Below are 16,101 nucleotides of genomic sequence, written 5' to 3' on the forward strand. Positions count from 1 at the left end.
GGAAAGCTTGCTCAAGTCATCTGGAGGTTAGTGATTGGCCGCGAAGGCTTGTGGCGGCCCGTGCTGGCCTATTGAGCCAGAGTGTTAATCAGCTCATACGCAAAAGGCCACCCGAAGGTGGCCTTTGATCGTACTATCAAACGGGGAGGTTTATTTTTTTGGATAGTCACGCTGCTCGTGGCCAATATAGAGCTGACGCGGACGGCCAATTTTGTAGCTTTCGCTGAGCATCTCGTGCCAATGCGAGATCCAGCCAATAGTACGCGATACCGCGAAGATCACGGTGAACATATTGGTGGGGATACCCATGGCTTTCAAAATGATGCCTGAGTAGAAGTCGACATTCGGGTACAGCTTACGCTCAATGAAGTACTCATCTTCAAGGGCGATCTGCTCAAGGCGCTTGGCGATTTTGAGCTGCGGATCGTCGGCCAGGCCGAGTTCTGCAAGAACTTCGTCGCAGGTCTCTTTCATTACTTTGGCGCGCGGATCGAAATTGCGATAAACGCGGTGACCAAAGCCCATCAGCTTGAACGGATCGTCTTTATCCTTGGCTTTATCAACAAAGCGCTGGATGTTCTCTTCGGAGTCTTCGCCGATTTCGTCAAGCATGGCTAGAACAGCTTCGTTGGCGCCGCCGTGAGCGGGGCCCCAAAGTGCCGCAATACCTGCGCTAATACAGGCAAATGGGTTGGCTCCCGTAGAACCTGCCAGGCGTACCGTCGAGGTGGAGGCGTTCTGCTCGTGATCCGCATGCAGCATAAAGATGCGGTCCATGGCTTTCGCGTATACCGGGTTGATTTTGTACTCTTCGCACGGATTGCTGAACATCATGTAGAGGAAGTTCTCTGCATAGCTCAGGTCGTTGCGCGGATAGTTGAACGGCTGACCCACATTGTACTTGTGCGACATGGCCGCCAGCGTCGGCATTTTGGCAATCAAGCGGATTGCGCTGATGACACGATCTTCTTCTTGAGTGATGTCCATGTGGTCGTGATAGAAGGCCGCTAAGCCGCCTACTACGCCACACAAAATAGACATCGGATGCGCATCGCGGCGGAACCCTTTAAAGAAGTTATTGATTTGATCGTGAACCATGGTGTGGTTACGAATGCGCGATTCAAAATCCGCGTATTGCTCGTCGTTGGGGAGCTCACCAAATAGCAGGGTGTAGCATACCTCCACGAAATTAGACTCTTTGGCCAACTGATCAATGGGGTAACCGCGGTGAAGCAGTACGCCCTTGCCACCATCAATATAGGTGATAGCAGACTGGCAGGAAGAGGTGGCCATGAAGCCGGGGTCGTAGGTGAACAGGCCTTCGGCGCCTAAGCCGCGTACGTCGATGACGTCGGGGCCTAGTGTGCCGGAATACATGGGTAGCTCGATCGATTTATCCAGACCGTCTACCGTCAATGTCGCTTTCCTGTCAGCCATGCTGGCCTCCTTTCGAATTCGGGTTGGGACGTTAAAGTCATTGCTGCGCATACCGCGCCGGCGAAAAGGCTCGCCCACTATAGAAGCGTGCGACATTTTGTCAATTAGCCTAAGCGCTAGCTGCGGGTTGTACAAGTATTGTTGTTGTGGGTAATTTTTGTATAGAATTATGGGCGTGCAGTGTAGCAAGCCGCCAGAGATTTTTGGCCTGCATACTAACATAATTTGTTAACAGGCTTATCAAGCTGCTAGTCTCTTGCCACTATAACCATGCTGCAGCGCAAAATCGACTCGAGATGAAGATAATTTTCTTGCACCATAGTCGAGTTAGGCCTGAGTTCGGTTTGTAAGCGAGGGCGAAGGTTCTTATAATCTACGGCGCGCGACCGGCAGGTAGTAGGTCGTGCCCAACTTGGCAACGGCCGAGCCCCTTCCCGAAACCACCGCCCGCTCGGGCTATGCCCGACCTGTCTCAGAGCGGACCAAGAGAGTGTGTACAAAGCCGTGAATAGTAAACGACCCGTAAACCTAGACCTTTCCACCATACATTTTCCACTGCCAGCGCTGACCTCGATTACCCACCGCATCACGGGTGTCATCCTGTTCGTTGGCCTGATTTTCGCTTTTTGGGCGCTGGGCAAATCCTTGTCATCTCCTGCGGGTTTCGACGCCGTTAGCGATGCACTGGCCAATAATTTTTTGGCTAAGTTGATTGCTTGGGGGCTGTTGTCCGCACTGGCATTTCACTTTGTAGCAGGTATCAAGCACCTGCTGATGGATGCCGACATAGGGGTAACCCTTGAGGGCGGCGTTAAAAAAGCGCAGATCACTGTCGTGGTCAGCGCCGTTCTGATTATTCTGGCAGGAGTTTGGGTATGGTAACTAACATTACAAGTTTTGGCCGTAGTGGGCTGTCCGATTGGCTGATGCAGCGCGTTTCCGCTGTTATTTTGGCCCTCTACACGGTCTTTATCGTTGCCTTCCTGCTGTTTAACCCGAACCTCGATTATTACGCGTGGAGCAGTCTATTCAGCCAGACGTGGATGCGAATTTTCTCGCTGCTGGCCTTTATCGCCTTAGCGGCACACGCCTGGATCGGTCTGTGGACCGTGACCACCGACTATCTCAAGTCCACTCGCCTGCGCATGGGTGTCCAAGCTGTCATTCTCCTGGGCATTTTCGTGTACTTGGTGTGGGGCATTCAAATTTTGTGGGGAGCTTGATACATGTCTAATCTGCGTAGCCTGACGTTTGACGCCATTATCATTGGTGGTGGCGGCTCCGGCCTGCGAGCCGCACTTGAGCTGGCGAAGTCCGGTAAAAAGACGGCCGTGTTATCAAAAGTGTTCCCGACACGCTCTCACACCGTTTCTGCTCAGGGTGGTATCACCTGTGCCATCGCGTCCGATGACCCGAACGATGACTGGCGCTGGCACATGTACGACACCGTTAAAGGCGGCGACTATATCGCTGACCAGGATGCGGCAGAGTATATGTGTTCAGAAGGCCCGAAAGCGGTATTTGAGCTCGAACATATGGGCCTGCCGTTCTCGCGTTTAGATAATGGCCGTATCTATCAGCGCCCGTTTGGTGGCCAGTCGAAGAACTTTGGTGAAGGCGGCCAGGCAGCACGTACTTGTGCAGCGGCTGACCGTACCGGCCACGCGCTACTGCACACGCTTTATCAGAACAACCTGAAGAACAACACCGTTTTCCTGAACGAGTGGTACGCGGTTGATCTGGTTAAAAACGCCAGCGGTGACGTGGTCGGCTGTATTGCCATGTGTATCGAAACCGGCGAAGTGGTGCACGTTAAATCCAAGGCCACGGTACTGGCCACCGGCGGAGCCGGGCGTATTTACGCCTCTACGACCAATGCGTTGATCAACACCGGTGACGGCATTGGCATGGCGCTGCGTGCGGGCTTCCCGATGCAGGATATGGAAATGTGGCAGTTCCACCCGACCGGTATCTACGGTGCGGGCACGCTGGTCACAGAAGGCTGCCGCGGTGAGGGTGGCTACCTGATCAATAAAGATGGCGAGCGCTTTATGGAGCGTTATGCGCCCAACGCCAAAGACTTGGCGGGCCGTGACGTTGTCGCCCGATCTATGGTCATGGAAATTCTGGAAGGCCGTGGCTGTGGCGAAAAGGGCGACCACGTCTTCCTGAAGCTCGATCACCTGGGTGAAGAAGTACTTGGCAAGCGCCTACCCGGTATCGTTGAGCTTTCTAAGACCTTTGCGCATATCGATCCAGCGAAAGATCCGATCCCGGTTGTACCGACCTGTCACTACATGATGGGCGGTATTCCGACCAACATTCATGGCCAGGCGATTACCATGGATGAAAGCGGTAACGATCATATCGTTAACGGTCTGTTTGCCTGTGGTGAAGCGGCCTGTGTATCGGTTCACGGTGCCAACCGCTTGGGCGGTAACTCGCTGCTGGATCTGGTAGTCTTTGGCCGCGCAGCCGGCATGTTTATCGAAGGTGCGCTGAACGAAGGCATTGAGTACCTGGACGCTTCCGAGTCTGACATTGAGTCGGCCATGAAGCGGATCACACGCTGGAACGAGTCGGAAGGTGGCGAAAGCATTCCTGCGCTCAAGGCTGAGCTTCAGGACATCATGCAGACCTCCTTCGGCGTATTCCGTGAAGAGAAAAACATGCTGGAAGGCGTCGATAAGCTAGCGCTGCTGCGTGAGCGCATCGCCAATGCTCACCTGCCGGACAAGTCCAATGCTTTCAACACTGCCCGCGTAGAAGCGCTTGAGCTGGATAACTTGATGGAAGTGGCTGAAGCGACGGCGATCGCTGCCCTTGAGCGTAAAGAGAGCCGTGGCGCCCACTCGCGCTACGACTATCCAGACCGTGATGACGTCAACTGGCTGAAGCACTCGCTGTTCTTCCCGGCGACGAAAGAGCTGAAAAAACGCGACGTTAACTTCAAGCCGAAAACTGTTGATACGTTCGAGCCTAAGGTTCGTACCTACTAAACGCCGCATAGACGAGAGGGAGTCACTATGTCCAATCTTCAGGTATCCGTATACCGCTACAATCCGGAAACCGACTCCGCACCTTACATGCAGGAGTTTCAGGTCGATACCAAAGGCCGCGATGTAATGGTGCTGGATGTTCTTCATATGATGAAAGAACAAGACAGCGGGCTAGCATATCGTCGCAGTTGCCGCGAAGGCGTCTGCGGTTCTGACGGCATGAACATGAACGGCAAAAACGGCTTGGCGTGTATCACGCCGCTGTCAGACGTTGTCAAAAACAACAAGCTGATCCTGCGCCCGCTGCCAGGCTTGCCGGTTATTCGCGATATGGTCGTCGATATGGGGCTGTTCTATAAGCAGTACGAGCGTATTCAGCCGTACCTGCAGAACGATACGCCCGCGCCGGCTATTGAGCGTCTGCAGTCGCCGGAGGAACGCGACAAGCTAGATGGCCTGTATGAGTGTATTCTGTGTGCCTGCTGTTCAACGTCTTGCCCGTCGTTCTGGTGGAACCCAGAGAAGTTTGTGGGCCCAGCAGGGCTGCTGCAATCTTACCGCTTCTTGGCCGATTCGCGTGATACCGCCACCCGTGAGCGGTTGAGCAACCTGGAAGATCCGTTCTCGGTGTTTCGCTGCCGTGGCATCATGAACTGCGTAGCGGTTTGTCCGAAAGGGCTTAATCCTACTCGGGCGATTGGTAAAATTCGCGAAATGCTACTTGCTGATGCTACCTAAGCCTATGAGATATTTGTAAAAAAGCGCATGCCACTTAAGTTGGGCAATAATGCCACTTAAATCATGGCGCTAGGCTTGTTATCATAGGGTTTGTCACGCGGTGCGGCGTCACGTCGCACCGCTGGTCAGACAAGTTTGAAAGCCGGTGCCTGAGGTACCGGCTTTCGAGCATGAACTGAAGACGAAACACAGTATGACCGCTAGAAACACTGAATGATCGCTAGATGTGGCATGAAGTGCTAGATGATGAATAGCTAGACGAACAGGGTTTCCGGCCGTTGGCCGGCGCCGCCGGCAAATGTCCCGCCCCGCCGGCAGGGCAATAGCGATGTCGCCGCACCTTTGCGACGATACCGATACCACCCCATCAGTGCAGGGTGACCGAGAGATGCAACAAGGCATAATGGAGTTGATGTGGCGTTCCTCTCACGTTAGTGGCGGCAATGTTCACTACGTGGAAGCGCTTTACGAGCAGTACCTCGCCGATCCTGAGTCTGTCCCTGACGAATGGCGCAGCTATTTTGACCAGTTGCCGCGCCCCGAGGGCAGTGCCTCCCACGATGTACCACTAAGCCCAGTCCGTGATCAGTTCTACCAGTTGGGGCGCGAAAGTCGTCCGGGCCGTGTAGTCGCCGCTGCCGATAGCGGTGAAAACAAGAAGCAGGTAAAAGTCCTGCAGCTGATTAACGCTTACCGCTTCCGTGGCCATCAAAAGGCCAATATTGACCCGCTAGGACTGCGTAATCCTACCCCCGTCCCCGATCTCGATCTGTCCTTTCATCAGCTCTCAAAAGCTGATCTGGACACCGAGTTCCAAACCGGTTCTTTCTTTTTAGGCATCGACAAAGCGCCACTGCGCGACATCGTGGATGCGTTGGAGCGCACTTACTGCCGCTCCATCGGCTGCGAGATCATGCATATCGTCGATACCGAAGAGAAGCGCTGGTTGCAGCGGCGTTTTGAGTCGGTACGCAGTGCGCCTGATTTCAGCCCTGATGTGCGTAAGCACGTGCTGGAGCGTTTGACGGCCGCCGAAGGTTTGGAGAATTACCTGGCATCCAAGTATCCAGGTACCAAGCGTTTTGGTCTGGAAGGTGGTGAGTCATTTGTGCCGATGATGGACGAACTTATCCAGCGTGCCGGCGGTTATGGCACCAAGGAAGTGGTCATCGGTATGGCGCACCGTGGGCGACTCAATCTGTTGGTCAATATTTTGGGTAAAAACCCAGCTGACTTGATCGATGAGTTCGACGGCAAGAAAGTCATCGAGCGCGGCTCAGGCGATGTGAAATATCACCAGGGTTTCAGTTCAAACGTCATGTCCCCGGGCGGTGAAGTCCATTTGGCGATGTCGTTTAACCCGTCGCACCTGGAAATTGTCGCACCTGTCGTAGAGGGTTCGGTGCGTGCCCGCCAGGATCGCCGTAACGACGAAGAGGGCAGCAAAGTGCTGCCGATCAACGTCCACGGCGACGCGGCGTTTGCCGGTCAAGGTGTGGTGATGGAGACATTCCAGATGTCCCAGACCCGTGCTTATAAAACCGGTGGCACTGTCCACATTGTGATTAACAACCAAGTGGGCTTTACCACCTCGCATCCGCTGGATGCGCGCTCTACCGAGTACTGCACTGATATTGCCAAGATGGTTCAAGCGCCTATTTTTCATGTTAATGGCGATGACCCAGACGCAGTGCTACACGCCACCCAAGTCGCTCTCGACTATCGCCAGCAGTTCAAGAAGGACGTGGTGATTGATCTCGTTTGCTACCGTCGTCGTGGCCATAACGAAGCTGACGAGCCGTCAGGCACGCAGCCGATGATGTACGCCAAGATCAAAGATCATCCTTCTGCGCGTTCGCTATATGCCAAGCGCTTGGTTGAGCAAGGCGTGCTCTCCGAAGAAGACGCCAAAGCGATGGTCGAAACCTATCGTGATGATCTGGTGGCAGGCAACCACGTTGCCAATGCTCTGGTGCAAGAGCCCAACGCTTCGCTGTTCGTTGACTGGGCGCCTTACCTGGGCCACGAATGGTCTGGCGATGCCGACACGACCTTTGATATGAAGCGTCTGCAGCAGCTAGCGGCGCGCATGTGCGAGGTGCCGGATGGCGTCGAAGTACAGCGCCAAGTGGCCAAGATTTATGAAGACCGGCGTAAAATGCAGGCCGGTGGCTTGGGGCTTAACTGGGGCTTTGCGGAAACGCTGGCCTACGCCACGCTGCTTGATCAAGGCCACCCAATCCGAATTACCGGGCAAGACGTGGGACGCGGTACGTTCTCCCACCGTCATGCGGTGGTGCATAACCAGAAAGACGGCACTACCTATGTGCCACTACAGAACATGGCCGATGGTCAGCCGCGTTTCACTATCCACGACTCCTTCTTGTCAGAAGAAGCCGTGCTGGCGTTTGAGTATGGCTACTCAACCACCGCGCCAAATGATTTGGTGATTTGGGAAGCCCAGTTTGGTGACTTCTTCAACGGCGCCCAGGTAGTCGTGGATCAGTTCATCTCCTCAGGTGAAACCAAGTGGGGCCGGGTGTGTGGTTTAACCATGCTGTTGCCACACGGCTATGAAGGCCAGGGGCCTGAGCACTCTTCGGCGCGCTTGGAGCGCTTCCTGCAAATGTGTGCTGAACACAATATGCAGGTCTGTGTACCCACCACGCCCGGGCAGATTTACCATCTACTGCGTCGTCAGGTGATTCGTCCGCTGCGGAAGCCGCTGGTGGTAATGACACCTAAATCGCTGCTGCGTCATAAAGAAGCGACGTCGAGCCTTGAAGATCTGGCCCACGGCAAGTTCCACATGGTGCTCGCCGACCAGGCAGATCTCGCGCCGGAGAAGGTCACCCGCGTTGTGCTATGTGCTGGCAAGGTCTACTACGACTTAGCCGCGTGGCGCGCTGAGAATGAGCGTCATGACACGGCAATTGTACGTCTTGAACAGCTCTACCCCTTCCCGAAAGAAGAGCTTCTGGAAGCGCTGCAAGACTATACCAGCGTAGAGGATATTGTGTGGTGCCAGGAAGAGCCGCTCAATCAGGGGGCTTGGTACTCCAGTCAGCACAATATGCGTGCAGTGGCCGATATGATTAAAGATGGCCTCGGTCGCGAGTTGAAATTTGCCGGACGTCCTGCCTCTGCTGCCCCAGCAGCTGGCTATATGTCCGTCCACACTGAACAGCAGCGCCAGCTGGTGGAAGACGCTTTTAATTTATAAGCGGCCACTGGATTTAGAGAACACATAAGGGAAACGACATGGCTACTGAGATCAAAGCGCCAACCTTTCCGGAATCCGTTGCCGAAGGCACAGTGGCGGCGTGGCATAAAAAGCCGGGTGACAGCGTTGAGCGTGACGAGCTGATTGTTGAGATCGAAACCGACAAAGTGGTGCTAGAAGTCGTCGCACCGGAAGCGGGTACCCTGACCGACGTGATGGCCGAAGAGGGCGATACCGTTCAGTCAGAGCAGGTGCTGGGCAAAATCGGTGAAGGCAGCGCGTCTGGCGACAGCAGCAAGAAAGAAGAGAAATCTTCTGGCGATGACAGCGCTGAAAAATCTGAAGAGAAATCTGAAGGCAAGAAAGAAGAGAAAAAAGCCAGCGGTGGCGGCAAGCAGCATGATGTAAAAGCCCCCAGCTTCCCTGAGTCGATTCAGGAAGGCACCGTGGCTACCTGGCACAAAAAAGTCGGCGAAGCGGTCAAGCGCGATGACGTGCTGGCCGATATCGAAACCGACAAGGTTGTGCTGGAAGTCGTGGCACCGGCCGATGGCGCCCTGGCTGAAATTAAAGCCGAAGAGGGTAGCCAGGTGGAATCTGAAGCCATCCTTGCGACCTTCACCGAAGGCGCGGGTGGCGACAGCGGTGACGATAGCGGCAGCGAATCAGCGTCCGCAAAAGCAGACAGCAGCGATGACGATGGCGCCGATGAGAAAGTGGGCGACAAGATCCTCGCCCCGGCTGCGCGTAAAATGGTTGCCGAGCATGATCTGGATGTTGCCAAGATTGAGGGCACCGGCAAAGGTGGCCGCATCTTGAAGGAAGACGTTCAGAAAGCGGTTAAAGATGGTTCCGCCAAGAAAACTGCGAAAGCTGCTGCCGCACCGGCGAAATCAGCCGCTGCACCGGCTGCCGAAGGTGAGCGCGTCGAGAAGCGTGTTCCCATGAGCCGCCTGCGTCAAACCATCGCCAAGCGCTTGGTTCAAGCGCAGCAAACTGCGGCGATGCTGACCACGTACAACGAAGTGGACATGACTGAAATCATGGCCCTGCGTGCGCAATACAAAGATACGTTCCTAAAAGCTCACGATATCAAGCTGGGCTTTATGGGCTTCTTTGTTAAAGCGGCTTCAGAAGCGCTCAAGCGTTATCCGGATGTGAACGCCTCCATCGACGGCACCGACATCGTCTATCACGGCTATCAGGATATCGGCGTTGCCGTATCCACCGATCGTGGTCTGGTCGTGCCGGTACTGCGTGACACCGACAGCATGAAAATTGCTGACGTCGAGCGCACGATTGTTGATTTCGGCAAGCGTGGTCGTGACGGTAAGCTGGGCATGGACGACATGATCGGCGGCACCTTTACCATCACCAATGGCGGCACCTTCGGTTCCTTGATGTCGACCCCGATCATCAATCCGCCGCAAACCGCTATCTTGGGCATGCACAAAATCCAGGATCGTCCGATGGCAATCAACGGCAAGGTCGAGATTCGCCCGATGATGTATCTGGCGCTCTCTTACGACCACCGTATGATCGACGGCAAAGACGCCGTTCAATTCTTGGTCACTTTGAAAGAATTGCTGGAAGACCCGGCACGTCTGTTGCTGGATATCTAAAGCATAAGCGTCGTATTGATTGTAATAGTGATTGATTACGCTACGGCTTAACCAGGATATATCTGCAATTGCACACAGCCTCTCGCCCGGTTTTGGTCAATAACGGGGGGAGGCCAGCAAGCTAAAGGAGCCAACATGGCTGATAAGTTTGATGTGATCGTTATCGGTGCCGGCCCTGGTGGTTACGTCGCCGCCATTCGCGCAGCACAAATGGGCCTAAAAACGGCCTGTGTCGAAAAATGGGTTAACAAGGAAGGTAAGACGGTTCACGGTGGCACTTGCCTAAACGTGGGCTGCATTCCCTCGAAGGCCTTGCTGGAAACCTCGCACAAGTTTGTTGAGGCCCGTGACCATTACGCCGAGATTGGTATTGAGATCAGCGATGTGTCAACGAACATCGCCAAGATGCTTGAGTTCAAGGATCAGGTCATCGCCAAGAACGTCGGTGGTATTAGTGCGTTGTTCAAAGCCAATGGTGTTACCGCCCTTGAAGGCACCGGTAAAGTAGTAGCGTCTAAGCAGGTAGAGGTTACTGGTCATGATGGTGAAAAAACCACTTATGACGCTGACAACATCGTTATCGCAGCGGGCTCTGTGCCGGTTGAAATCCCGCCGACTCCGATGACCGAAGGCTTGATCGTTGACTCTAGTGGTGCGCTTGAATTTACCGAAGCACCTAAGCGTCTGGGCGTGATTGGAGCAGGTGTCATCGGTCTCGAACTGGGCAGTGTGTGGAGTCGCCTGGGCAGTGAAGTGACTATGCTTGAAGCAATGGACACCTTCCTGCCAATGGTGGATACCGCTATCGCCAAGGAGACCCAGAAGCTGCTCAAGCAGCAGGGCCTGGAGATCAAACTCGGCGCACGCGTTACCGGTTCTGAAGTCAAAGGCGAAGAAGTCGTTGTGAAGTACACTGATGCCAACGGCGAACAAGAGATGACCTTTGATAAACTCATCGTTTGTGTTGGTCGTCGCCCATACACCAAGGGCGTAATTGACGACGGCGTTAGCGTTGAGCTGGACGAGCGAGGCTTTATCTTTGTTGACGACCAGTGCCGTACCAACGTACCGGGCATTTATGCTATCGGCGATTGTGTTCGCGGCCCGATGCTGGCGCATAAAGCCTCTGAAGAGGGTGTTATGGTGGCGGATATTATTGCAGGCCATAAAGCCGAGATGAACTACGACACCATCCCTAGCGTGATCTATACCTCACCAGAAGTGGCATGGGTCGGTATTAACGAGCAGGAAGCCAAGGCTGCTGGAATTGAGGTTAAAACGGGCTCTTTCCCGTTTGCAGCCAATGGCAGGGCGCTTGCCAATAATGCTTCAGATGGCATGGCTAAGATCATTGCCGATGCGGAAACTGACCGTATTCTCGGTATGCACATTGTGGGTCAACACGCTGGCGAATTGATTGCCCAGGGTGTGATTGCCATGGAATTCGGCTCCAGCGCTGAGGATTTGGCATTGACGTGCTATGCCCACCCAACGACCGCTGAAGCAATTCACGAAGCAGCGCTTGCTGTCGATGGCCACGCGATTCATATGGCCAATCGTAAGAAGCGTAAGTAATTCAGTCAGCAACAACGAAGCGCCACCTTTTAAAGGTGGCGCAAACTTTCGGCTTTGTCTTAATCCACAAAGATCGAAAGAACGGGGGTGACCAGCTCTTTTAAGACCGTTCTTGTAAGACGGTTCTTAAAAGAAAACTGGTCACCGTTCGAGTCACATGCAACCAATGGCATGAATCGATGAATCTTCACGAGTATCAAGGTAAACAGCTGTTTGCCGATTATGGTTTACCAGTGTCTAAAGGCTTTGCAGTCGACACTCCCGAAGAAGCCGAAGAGGCTTGCAAAAAAATCGGTGGTGACATGTGGGTGGTTAAAGCCCAGGTGCACGCCGGTGGCCGTGGTAAAGCGGGTGGCGTTAAGCTGATTAAAGACCCGGCTGAAGCCAAAGCTTTTGCTGAGCAGTGGCTGGGTAAGAACCTGGTGACTTTCCAGACTGATGAAAAAGGTCAGCCAGTTGCCAAGATTTTGGTTGAAACCTGCACTGATATCGCCGACGAGCTGTATCTCGGTGCCGTTGTCGACCGTACTACCCGCCGTGTGGTCTTTATGGCCTCTACCGAAGGTGGTGTAGAAATTGAAACGGTTGCAGAAGAGACACCGGAAAAGATTCTTAAAGCTGAAATCGATCCGCTGGTCGGCGCACAGCCGTACCAGGCGCGTGAGCTAGCCTTTGCGCTGGGCCTGAAAGGCGACCAGATCAAGCAGTTCACCAAGATCTTCCTGGGTCTTTCCAAGCTGTTCCACGAGAAAGATCTTGCCCTGTTGGAAATCAACCCGCTGGTCGTGACCGAAGAAGGCAACCTGCACTGCCTGGACGCCAAGCTGGGTCTGGATAGCAACGCGCTTTACCGTCACCCCGATCTGCAGGCCATGCGCGACCCGTCTCAAGAAGACCAGCGTGAAGCCGATGCGGCGAAGTGGGAACTTAACTATGTCGCGCTTGATGGCAACATCGGCTGCATGGTTAACGGCGCAGGTTTGGCCATGGGTACCATGGACATCGTCAACCTGAGCGGCGGCAAGCCAGCTAACTTCCTGGATGTTGGTGGCGGCGCTACCAAGGAGCGCGTGGCAGAAGCGTTCAAGATCATCCTCTCTGACGACAATGTTAAAGCCGTACTGGTCAACATCTTCGGCGGTATCGTACGTTGTGACATGATTGCTGAAGGCATTATCGGTGCCGTTGAGCAAGTAGGTGTCAACGTACCGGTTGTTGTACGTCTTGAAGGTAACAACGCCGAGCTGGGCACTGAGAAATTAGCGTCTAGCGGTCTGAACATCATCGCGGCTACCAGTCTGACCGACGCGGCTCAGCAGGTCGTTAAAGCGGCGGAGGGCAAGTAATGAGCATCCTGATCGATAAGAACACCAAGGTCATCTGCCAGGGCTTTACCGGTGGCCAGGGCACGTTCCACTCCGAGCAGGCGATTGCCTATGGTACGCAAATGGTCGGTGGTGTTACACCGGGTAAAGGCGGCCAGGAGCACCTCGGCCTGCCCGTTTTCAACACCGTGAAAGAAGCGGTCGAGAAAACCGGCGCGGAAGCCAGCGTTATCTACGTACCGGCACCGTTCTGTAAAGACTCAATCCTGGAAGCGGCTAACGCCGGTATCAAGCTGATTGTGTGTATCACTGAAGGCATCGCTACGCTCGATATGCTCGAAGCCAAAGTGAAGTGTGACGAGCTGGGCGTTCGCCTGATTGGCCCGAACTGCCCGGGTGTTATCACTCCGGGCGAATGCAAAATCGGCATCATGCCGGGGCACATTCACCAGCCGGGTCGCGTGGGTATCGTATCGCGTTCGGGTACCCTGACTTACGAAGCCGTTAAGCAGACCACTGATCACGGTTTCGGTCAGTCTACCTGTGTTGGTATCGGCGGTGACCCGATCCCGGGTTCTAGCTTCATCGACATCCTTGCGATGTTCGAGAAGGATCCGAAAACCGAAGCCATCGTCATGATCGGTGAAATCGGTGGTACGGCTGAAGAAGAAGCGGCGGCTTACATCAAGGCCAACGTTTCCAAGCCTGTGGTTTCCTACATTGCCGGTGTGACTGCACCCCCTGGCAAGCGTATGGGCCATGCGGGCGCCATCATCTCTGGCGGTAAAGGTACTGCTGATGAGAAGTTTGCTGCTCTTGAAGACGCCGGTGTCAAAACCGTGCGTTCTTTGGCTGAAATCGGCGACGCGCTGAAACAAGTCACTGGCTGGTAAGCCATCGACGTTCTGCTGCACGCTATAAGGGCGCCCCTAGGGGCGCCCTTATTCATTCCAGGTCATTAAATATTGCTATGGAGTGGGTGAACGGTGCAGCATGCGGCAGCTATATAAAATAAACAGCGGTGCGCCCGCCGCTAGATAAAGATGGTAGCTCACCAAACGCCATACCAGTACCGCTGCAGCGGCTTGTTCGCGTTCCATCAGCGGCAGCAATAGCGTCCCCACGCCCACCTCCGCAGCACCTGCGCCGCCGGGCAGAAAGCTGAACTGGCTGGCAGCCATGGCCAGCATTTGGGTTAGAAACGTCCACATCCAATCTGCATGGCCGCCTACCCCCAGCACTGCTAAATAGAGCAAGCTATAGCGCATCAGCCAATGCATAGTGGTCAGTAGTAGCATCGCGAACAGCGTAGTGCGGGGCAGCTCAAGCGTCACCTTTAATGCATGCCGGCAGCGTAAAAGGCGCCGTGCCAGCCAGCGTCGCCGATAGCGGCTTGGCCAGGGCGTGTTCACACTGGTTGAGCGCAATAGGCTAGGTAAATAGCGCATTACCACAATCATCAATGTGGCCATAAAGGCTAAACCGGCCAGTGCCCACTGCACTAAAGATTGATGTGGCCATTGGGTGTCGCTTAGCAACGAAAACAGCACCAGACCGCTCAGCATCGCCAGGAAGAACAGTAGGTCACAGCCTTGATCAATCAGGAACATTGCCGCGCCCTTGGCAGGCGGAAAGCCACGTTGGGCAAGCAGCATCAGTAGGGTGACCGGGCCACCGCTGCCGCCTGGGGTGGCACATAGCGCAAACTTGGACGCCAGCTCAATACCCAGTGCGCCGCGCTGACCTAGCCTGCCGGCTCGACCATCCAGCATCAAGCGCATTCTCATCGCATTAAAATTCCAGCATAGAAACGCTAACAAAAGCATTAATAGCAACAGTTCGAGTGGAAACTGCTTTACCCGCTGTAACGCCTCTGCGCCGCCCAGCCAGGCGGTAAGCACCAGTGGTGCCATCAGCGCCAAGGCAATCATTACGCTATGGATGGGGCGCCACTTGAGTAGCTGGTGACGATTAGTGGTGTTGGTTGAGTGCATACGGCTGGCTGTCGTGGCAAAGATGCTGATAGTGCTCAAGCAGTGAATGCATAACGCCATCCCAGTTGAAGTGGCGCTCCACATGGCGGCGCGCGTAGTGACCGCTGGCAGCAATATCATTACTGAACAGCGCCACACACGCCTCAGCCATGGCCGTCGGGTCAAGCGGCTTACATAAAATGCCCGCCCCCAACGGCACGTTTTCTGCCAGCGCGCCCGCATTTGCTGCTATTACCGGAAGGCCACTGGCCATGGCTTCCTGGGCAATTAAGCCAAAGGTTTCGCGGGTGCCAGCATGCAGCAACGCATCGCTACTGGCGAGGGCTTTGGCCACCTCGTGGGCGCCACAGCAGCGGTCGACAATGGTGACATTGCTGGGTGTCTGGTGCGGCATGCCGGGCCCCATCAGCAGCAAATGGAAATTGCTGCCTAACTGGCGCATCGTCGCCAGCAGTACGTCAATATTTTTCTCGCGGGAGTTACGCCCCACAAAGATCAGTAGCTTTTTGTCGTTGGGTATGCCCATGGCTTGGCGAAAAGCAGGGTCACGCTGCTGGGGATTAAACTGTGCCAAATCGACTCCCAATGGCTGAACGCGAACGTTATCGATGCCCCAATCCCGCAGGCGGTTCGCCATGGCGTTACAGGGGGCCAGTACGCTATCAAACTGACTATAGAGTGTCGTGACATAGTGGGTTAAGCGTTTCTCAACGTAGCGCCCAAAGCGATCCCCCATCAAGCGCGGAAGATCAGAGTGATAGAAGCCCACCACCGGTACGCCGAGCCGCTGACCCGCGGCCAGCGCTGCCCATGCCGTTACGTACGGGTCGCCAGCCTCAATCAGATCAGGCCTTAGAGCAATCAAGGTATCGCGCCAGGGTGAACTACGTAGCGGAAAACGGTAGCCCTGGCCCAGGGGCAGGTGTAGTGCCGGTAAGGTGTGATGGTCGCCCAAACTATCGCGCTCCGCTCCCGGCACCAGCAGGCTGGTACGCAACTGAGGAATGCGCGAAAAAACGCGATGCTTGGCCTGCAAATAGGTACGCACGCCGCCGCTGGCGGGGGCATGAAACATCGTCACATCGGCAATGTGCAAGCTAACCTCCAACCCTACAAAGTGTCATCGTTTCACCATAAAGGAGAAATAAGTCAGTTCGACGACACCTGAACCGGTGCGCTGGGCTAGTT

At 54.8% G+C, this 16,101-nt stretch carries 12 protein-coding genes; 9 read left to right on the forward strand and 3 right to left on the reverse strand.

The window, feature by feature from the left end:
- Positions 1 to 150 precede the first annotated feature (150 nt).
- The gene (gene gltA, locus QT231_RS14615) at positions 151 to 1,437 is read right to left on the reverse strand and encodes a citrate synthase (protein ID WP_308337585.1); all 1,287 of its coding nucleotides are present in this window, start codon (positions 1,435 to 1,437) and stop codon (positions 151 to 153) included.
- A 504-nt stretch (positions 1,438 to 1,941) separates the two neighbouring features.
- On the opposite strand from gltA, the gene sdhC reads away from it, so the two are divergent.
- The 9 genes from sdhC (at position 1,942) to sucD (ending at position 13,812) form a co-directional block, all read left to right on the forward strand.
- Positions 1,942 to 2,319: a succinate dehydrogenase, cytochrome b556 subunit gene (gene sdhC / locus QT231_RS14620; RefSeq protein ID WP_308337586.1), complete on the forward strand. Its 378-nt coding sequence runs from the start codon at positions 1,942 to 1,944 to the stop codon at positions 2,317 to 2,319.
- Positions 2,313 to 2,660 (forward strand): succinate dehydrogenase, hydrophobic membrane anchor protein, encoded by a 348-nt coding sequence (sdhD, locus tag QT231_RS14625; protein WP_308337587.1) that lies wholly within the window; start codon positions 2,313 to 2,315, stop codon positions 2,658 to 2,660. Before sdhC ends, sdhD begins: the two co-directional genes overlap by 7 nt.
- 3 nt (positions 2,661 to 2,663) lie before the next feature.
- On the forward strand, positions 2,664 to 4,436 hold the full coding sequence (gene sdhA, locus QT231_RS14630; RefSeq protein ID WP_308337588.1) for a succinate dehydrogenase flavoprotein subunit: 1,773 nt from the start codon (positions 2,664 to 2,666) through the stop codon (positions 4,434 to 4,436).
- A 27-nt stretch (positions 4,437 to 4,463) separates the two neighbouring features.
- A complete protein-coding gene (locus tag QT231_RS14635; protein WP_308337589.1) occupies positions 4,464 to 5,174 on the forward strand; it encodes a succinate dehydrogenase iron-sulfur subunit in 711 nt (236 codons plus the stop codon).
- Between the two features lie 388 nt (positions 5,175 to 5,562).
- On the forward strand, positions 5,563 to 8,397 hold the full coding sequence (locus tag QT231_RS14640; RefSeq protein ID WP_308337633.1) for a 2-oxoglutarate dehydrogenase E1 component: 2,835 nt from the start codon (positions 5,563 to 5,565) through the stop codon (positions 8,395 to 8,397).
- A 38-nt stretch (positions 8,398 to 8,435) separates the two neighbouring features.
- Positions 8,436 to 10,019, forward strand: a complete 1,584-nt coding sequence (gene odhB, locus QT231_RS14645; protein WP_308337590.1) for a 2-oxoglutarate dehydrogenase complex dihydrolipoyllysine-residue succinyltransferase — start codon at positions 8,436 to 8,438, stop codon at positions 10,017 to 10,019.
- 135 nt (positions 10,020 to 10,154) lie between these two features.
- Positions 10,155 to 11,594, forward strand: coding sequence for a dihydrolipoyl dehydrogenase (lpdA, locus tag QT231_RS14650; RefSeq protein ID WP_308337591.1), 1,440 nt, complete (start codon positions 10,155 to 10,157; stop codon positions 11,592 to 11,594).
- 179 nt (positions 11,595 to 11,773) lie between these two features.
- Entirely contained in the window at positions 11,774 to 12,940 is a 1,167-nt protein-coding gene (gene sucC / locus QT231_RS14655; protein ID WP_308337592.1) for an ADP-forming succinate--CoA ligase subunit beta, read from the forward strand.
- On the forward strand, positions 12,940 to 13,812 hold the full coding sequence (gene sucD, locus QT231_RS14660) for a succinate--CoA ligase subunit alpha (protein WP_308337593.1): 873 nt from the start codon (positions 12,940 to 12,942) through the stop codon (positions 13,810 to 13,812). Before sucC ends, sucD begins: the two co-directional genes overlap by 1 nt.
- Before the next feature lie 75 nt (positions 13,813 to 13,887).
- Here sucD and QT231_RS14665 read toward each other — a convergent pair whose 3' ends face one another.
- Positions 13,888 to 14,913: a lysylphosphatidylglycerol synthase transmembrane domain-containing protein gene (locus QT231_RS14665; protein WP_308337594.1), complete on the reverse strand. Its 1,026-nt coding sequence runs from the start codon at positions 14,911 to 14,913 to the stop codon at positions 13,888 to 13,890.
- A complete protein-coding gene (locus QT231_RS14670; protein WP_308337595.1) occupies positions 14,891 to 16,009 on the reverse strand; it encodes a glycosyltransferase family 1 protein in 1,119 nt (372 codons plus the stop codon). Before QT231_RS14670 ends, QT231_RS14665 begins: the two co-directional genes overlap by 23 nt.
- Positions 16,010 to 16,101: the final 92 nt, after the last annotated feature.

Source organism: Halomonas sp. SpR1, assembly GCF_031010175.1.
Taxonomy (GTDB): domain Bacteria; phylum Pseudomonadota; class Gammaproteobacteria; order Pseudomonadales; family Halomonadaceae; genus Vreelandella.

What these genes read in the sequence shown, in the direction of transcription:
- odhB (WP_308337590.1), top strand. Translation starts at nt 8,436, where the DNA reads ATGGCTACTGAGATCAAAGCGCCAACCTTTCCGGAATCCGTTGCCGAA.
- gltA (WP_308337585.1), bottom strand. Translation starts at nt 1,437, where the DNA reads ATGGCTGACAGGAAAGCGACATTGACGGTAGACGGTCTGGATAAATCG.
- QT231_RS14640 (WP_308337633.1), top strand. Translation starts at nt 5,563, where the DNA reads ATGCAACAAGGCATAATGGAGTTGATGTGGCGTTCCTCTCACGTTAGT.
- sucD (WP_308337593.1), top strand. Translation starts at nt 12,940, where the DNA reads ATGAGCATCCTGATCGATAAGAACACCAAGGTCATCTGCCAGGGCTTT.
- QT231_RS14665 (WP_308337594.1), bottom strand. Translation starts at nt 14,913, where the DNA reads ATGCACTCAACCAACACCACTAATCGTCACCAGCTACTCAAGTGGCGC.
- sdhD (WP_308337587.1), top strand. Translation starts at nt 2,313, where the DNA reads ATGGTAACTAACATTACAAGTTTTGGCCGTAGTGGGCTGTCCGATTGG.
- sucC (WP_308337592.1), top strand. Translation starts at nt 11,774, where the DNA reads ATGAATCTTCACGAGTATCAAGGTAAACAGCTGTTTGCCGATTATGGT.
- lpdA (WP_308337591.1), top strand. Translation starts at nt 10,155, where the DNA reads ATGGCTGATAAGTTTGATGTGATCGTTATCGGTGCCGGCCCTGGTGGT.
- sdhA (WP_308337588.1), top strand. Translation starts at nt 2,664, where the DNA reads ATGTCTAATCTGCGTAGCCTGACGTTTGACGCCATTATCATTGGTGGT.
- QT231_RS14635 (WP_308337589.1), top strand. Translation starts at nt 4,464, where the DNA reads ATGTCCAATCTTCAGGTATCCGTATACCGCTACAATCCGGAAACCGAC.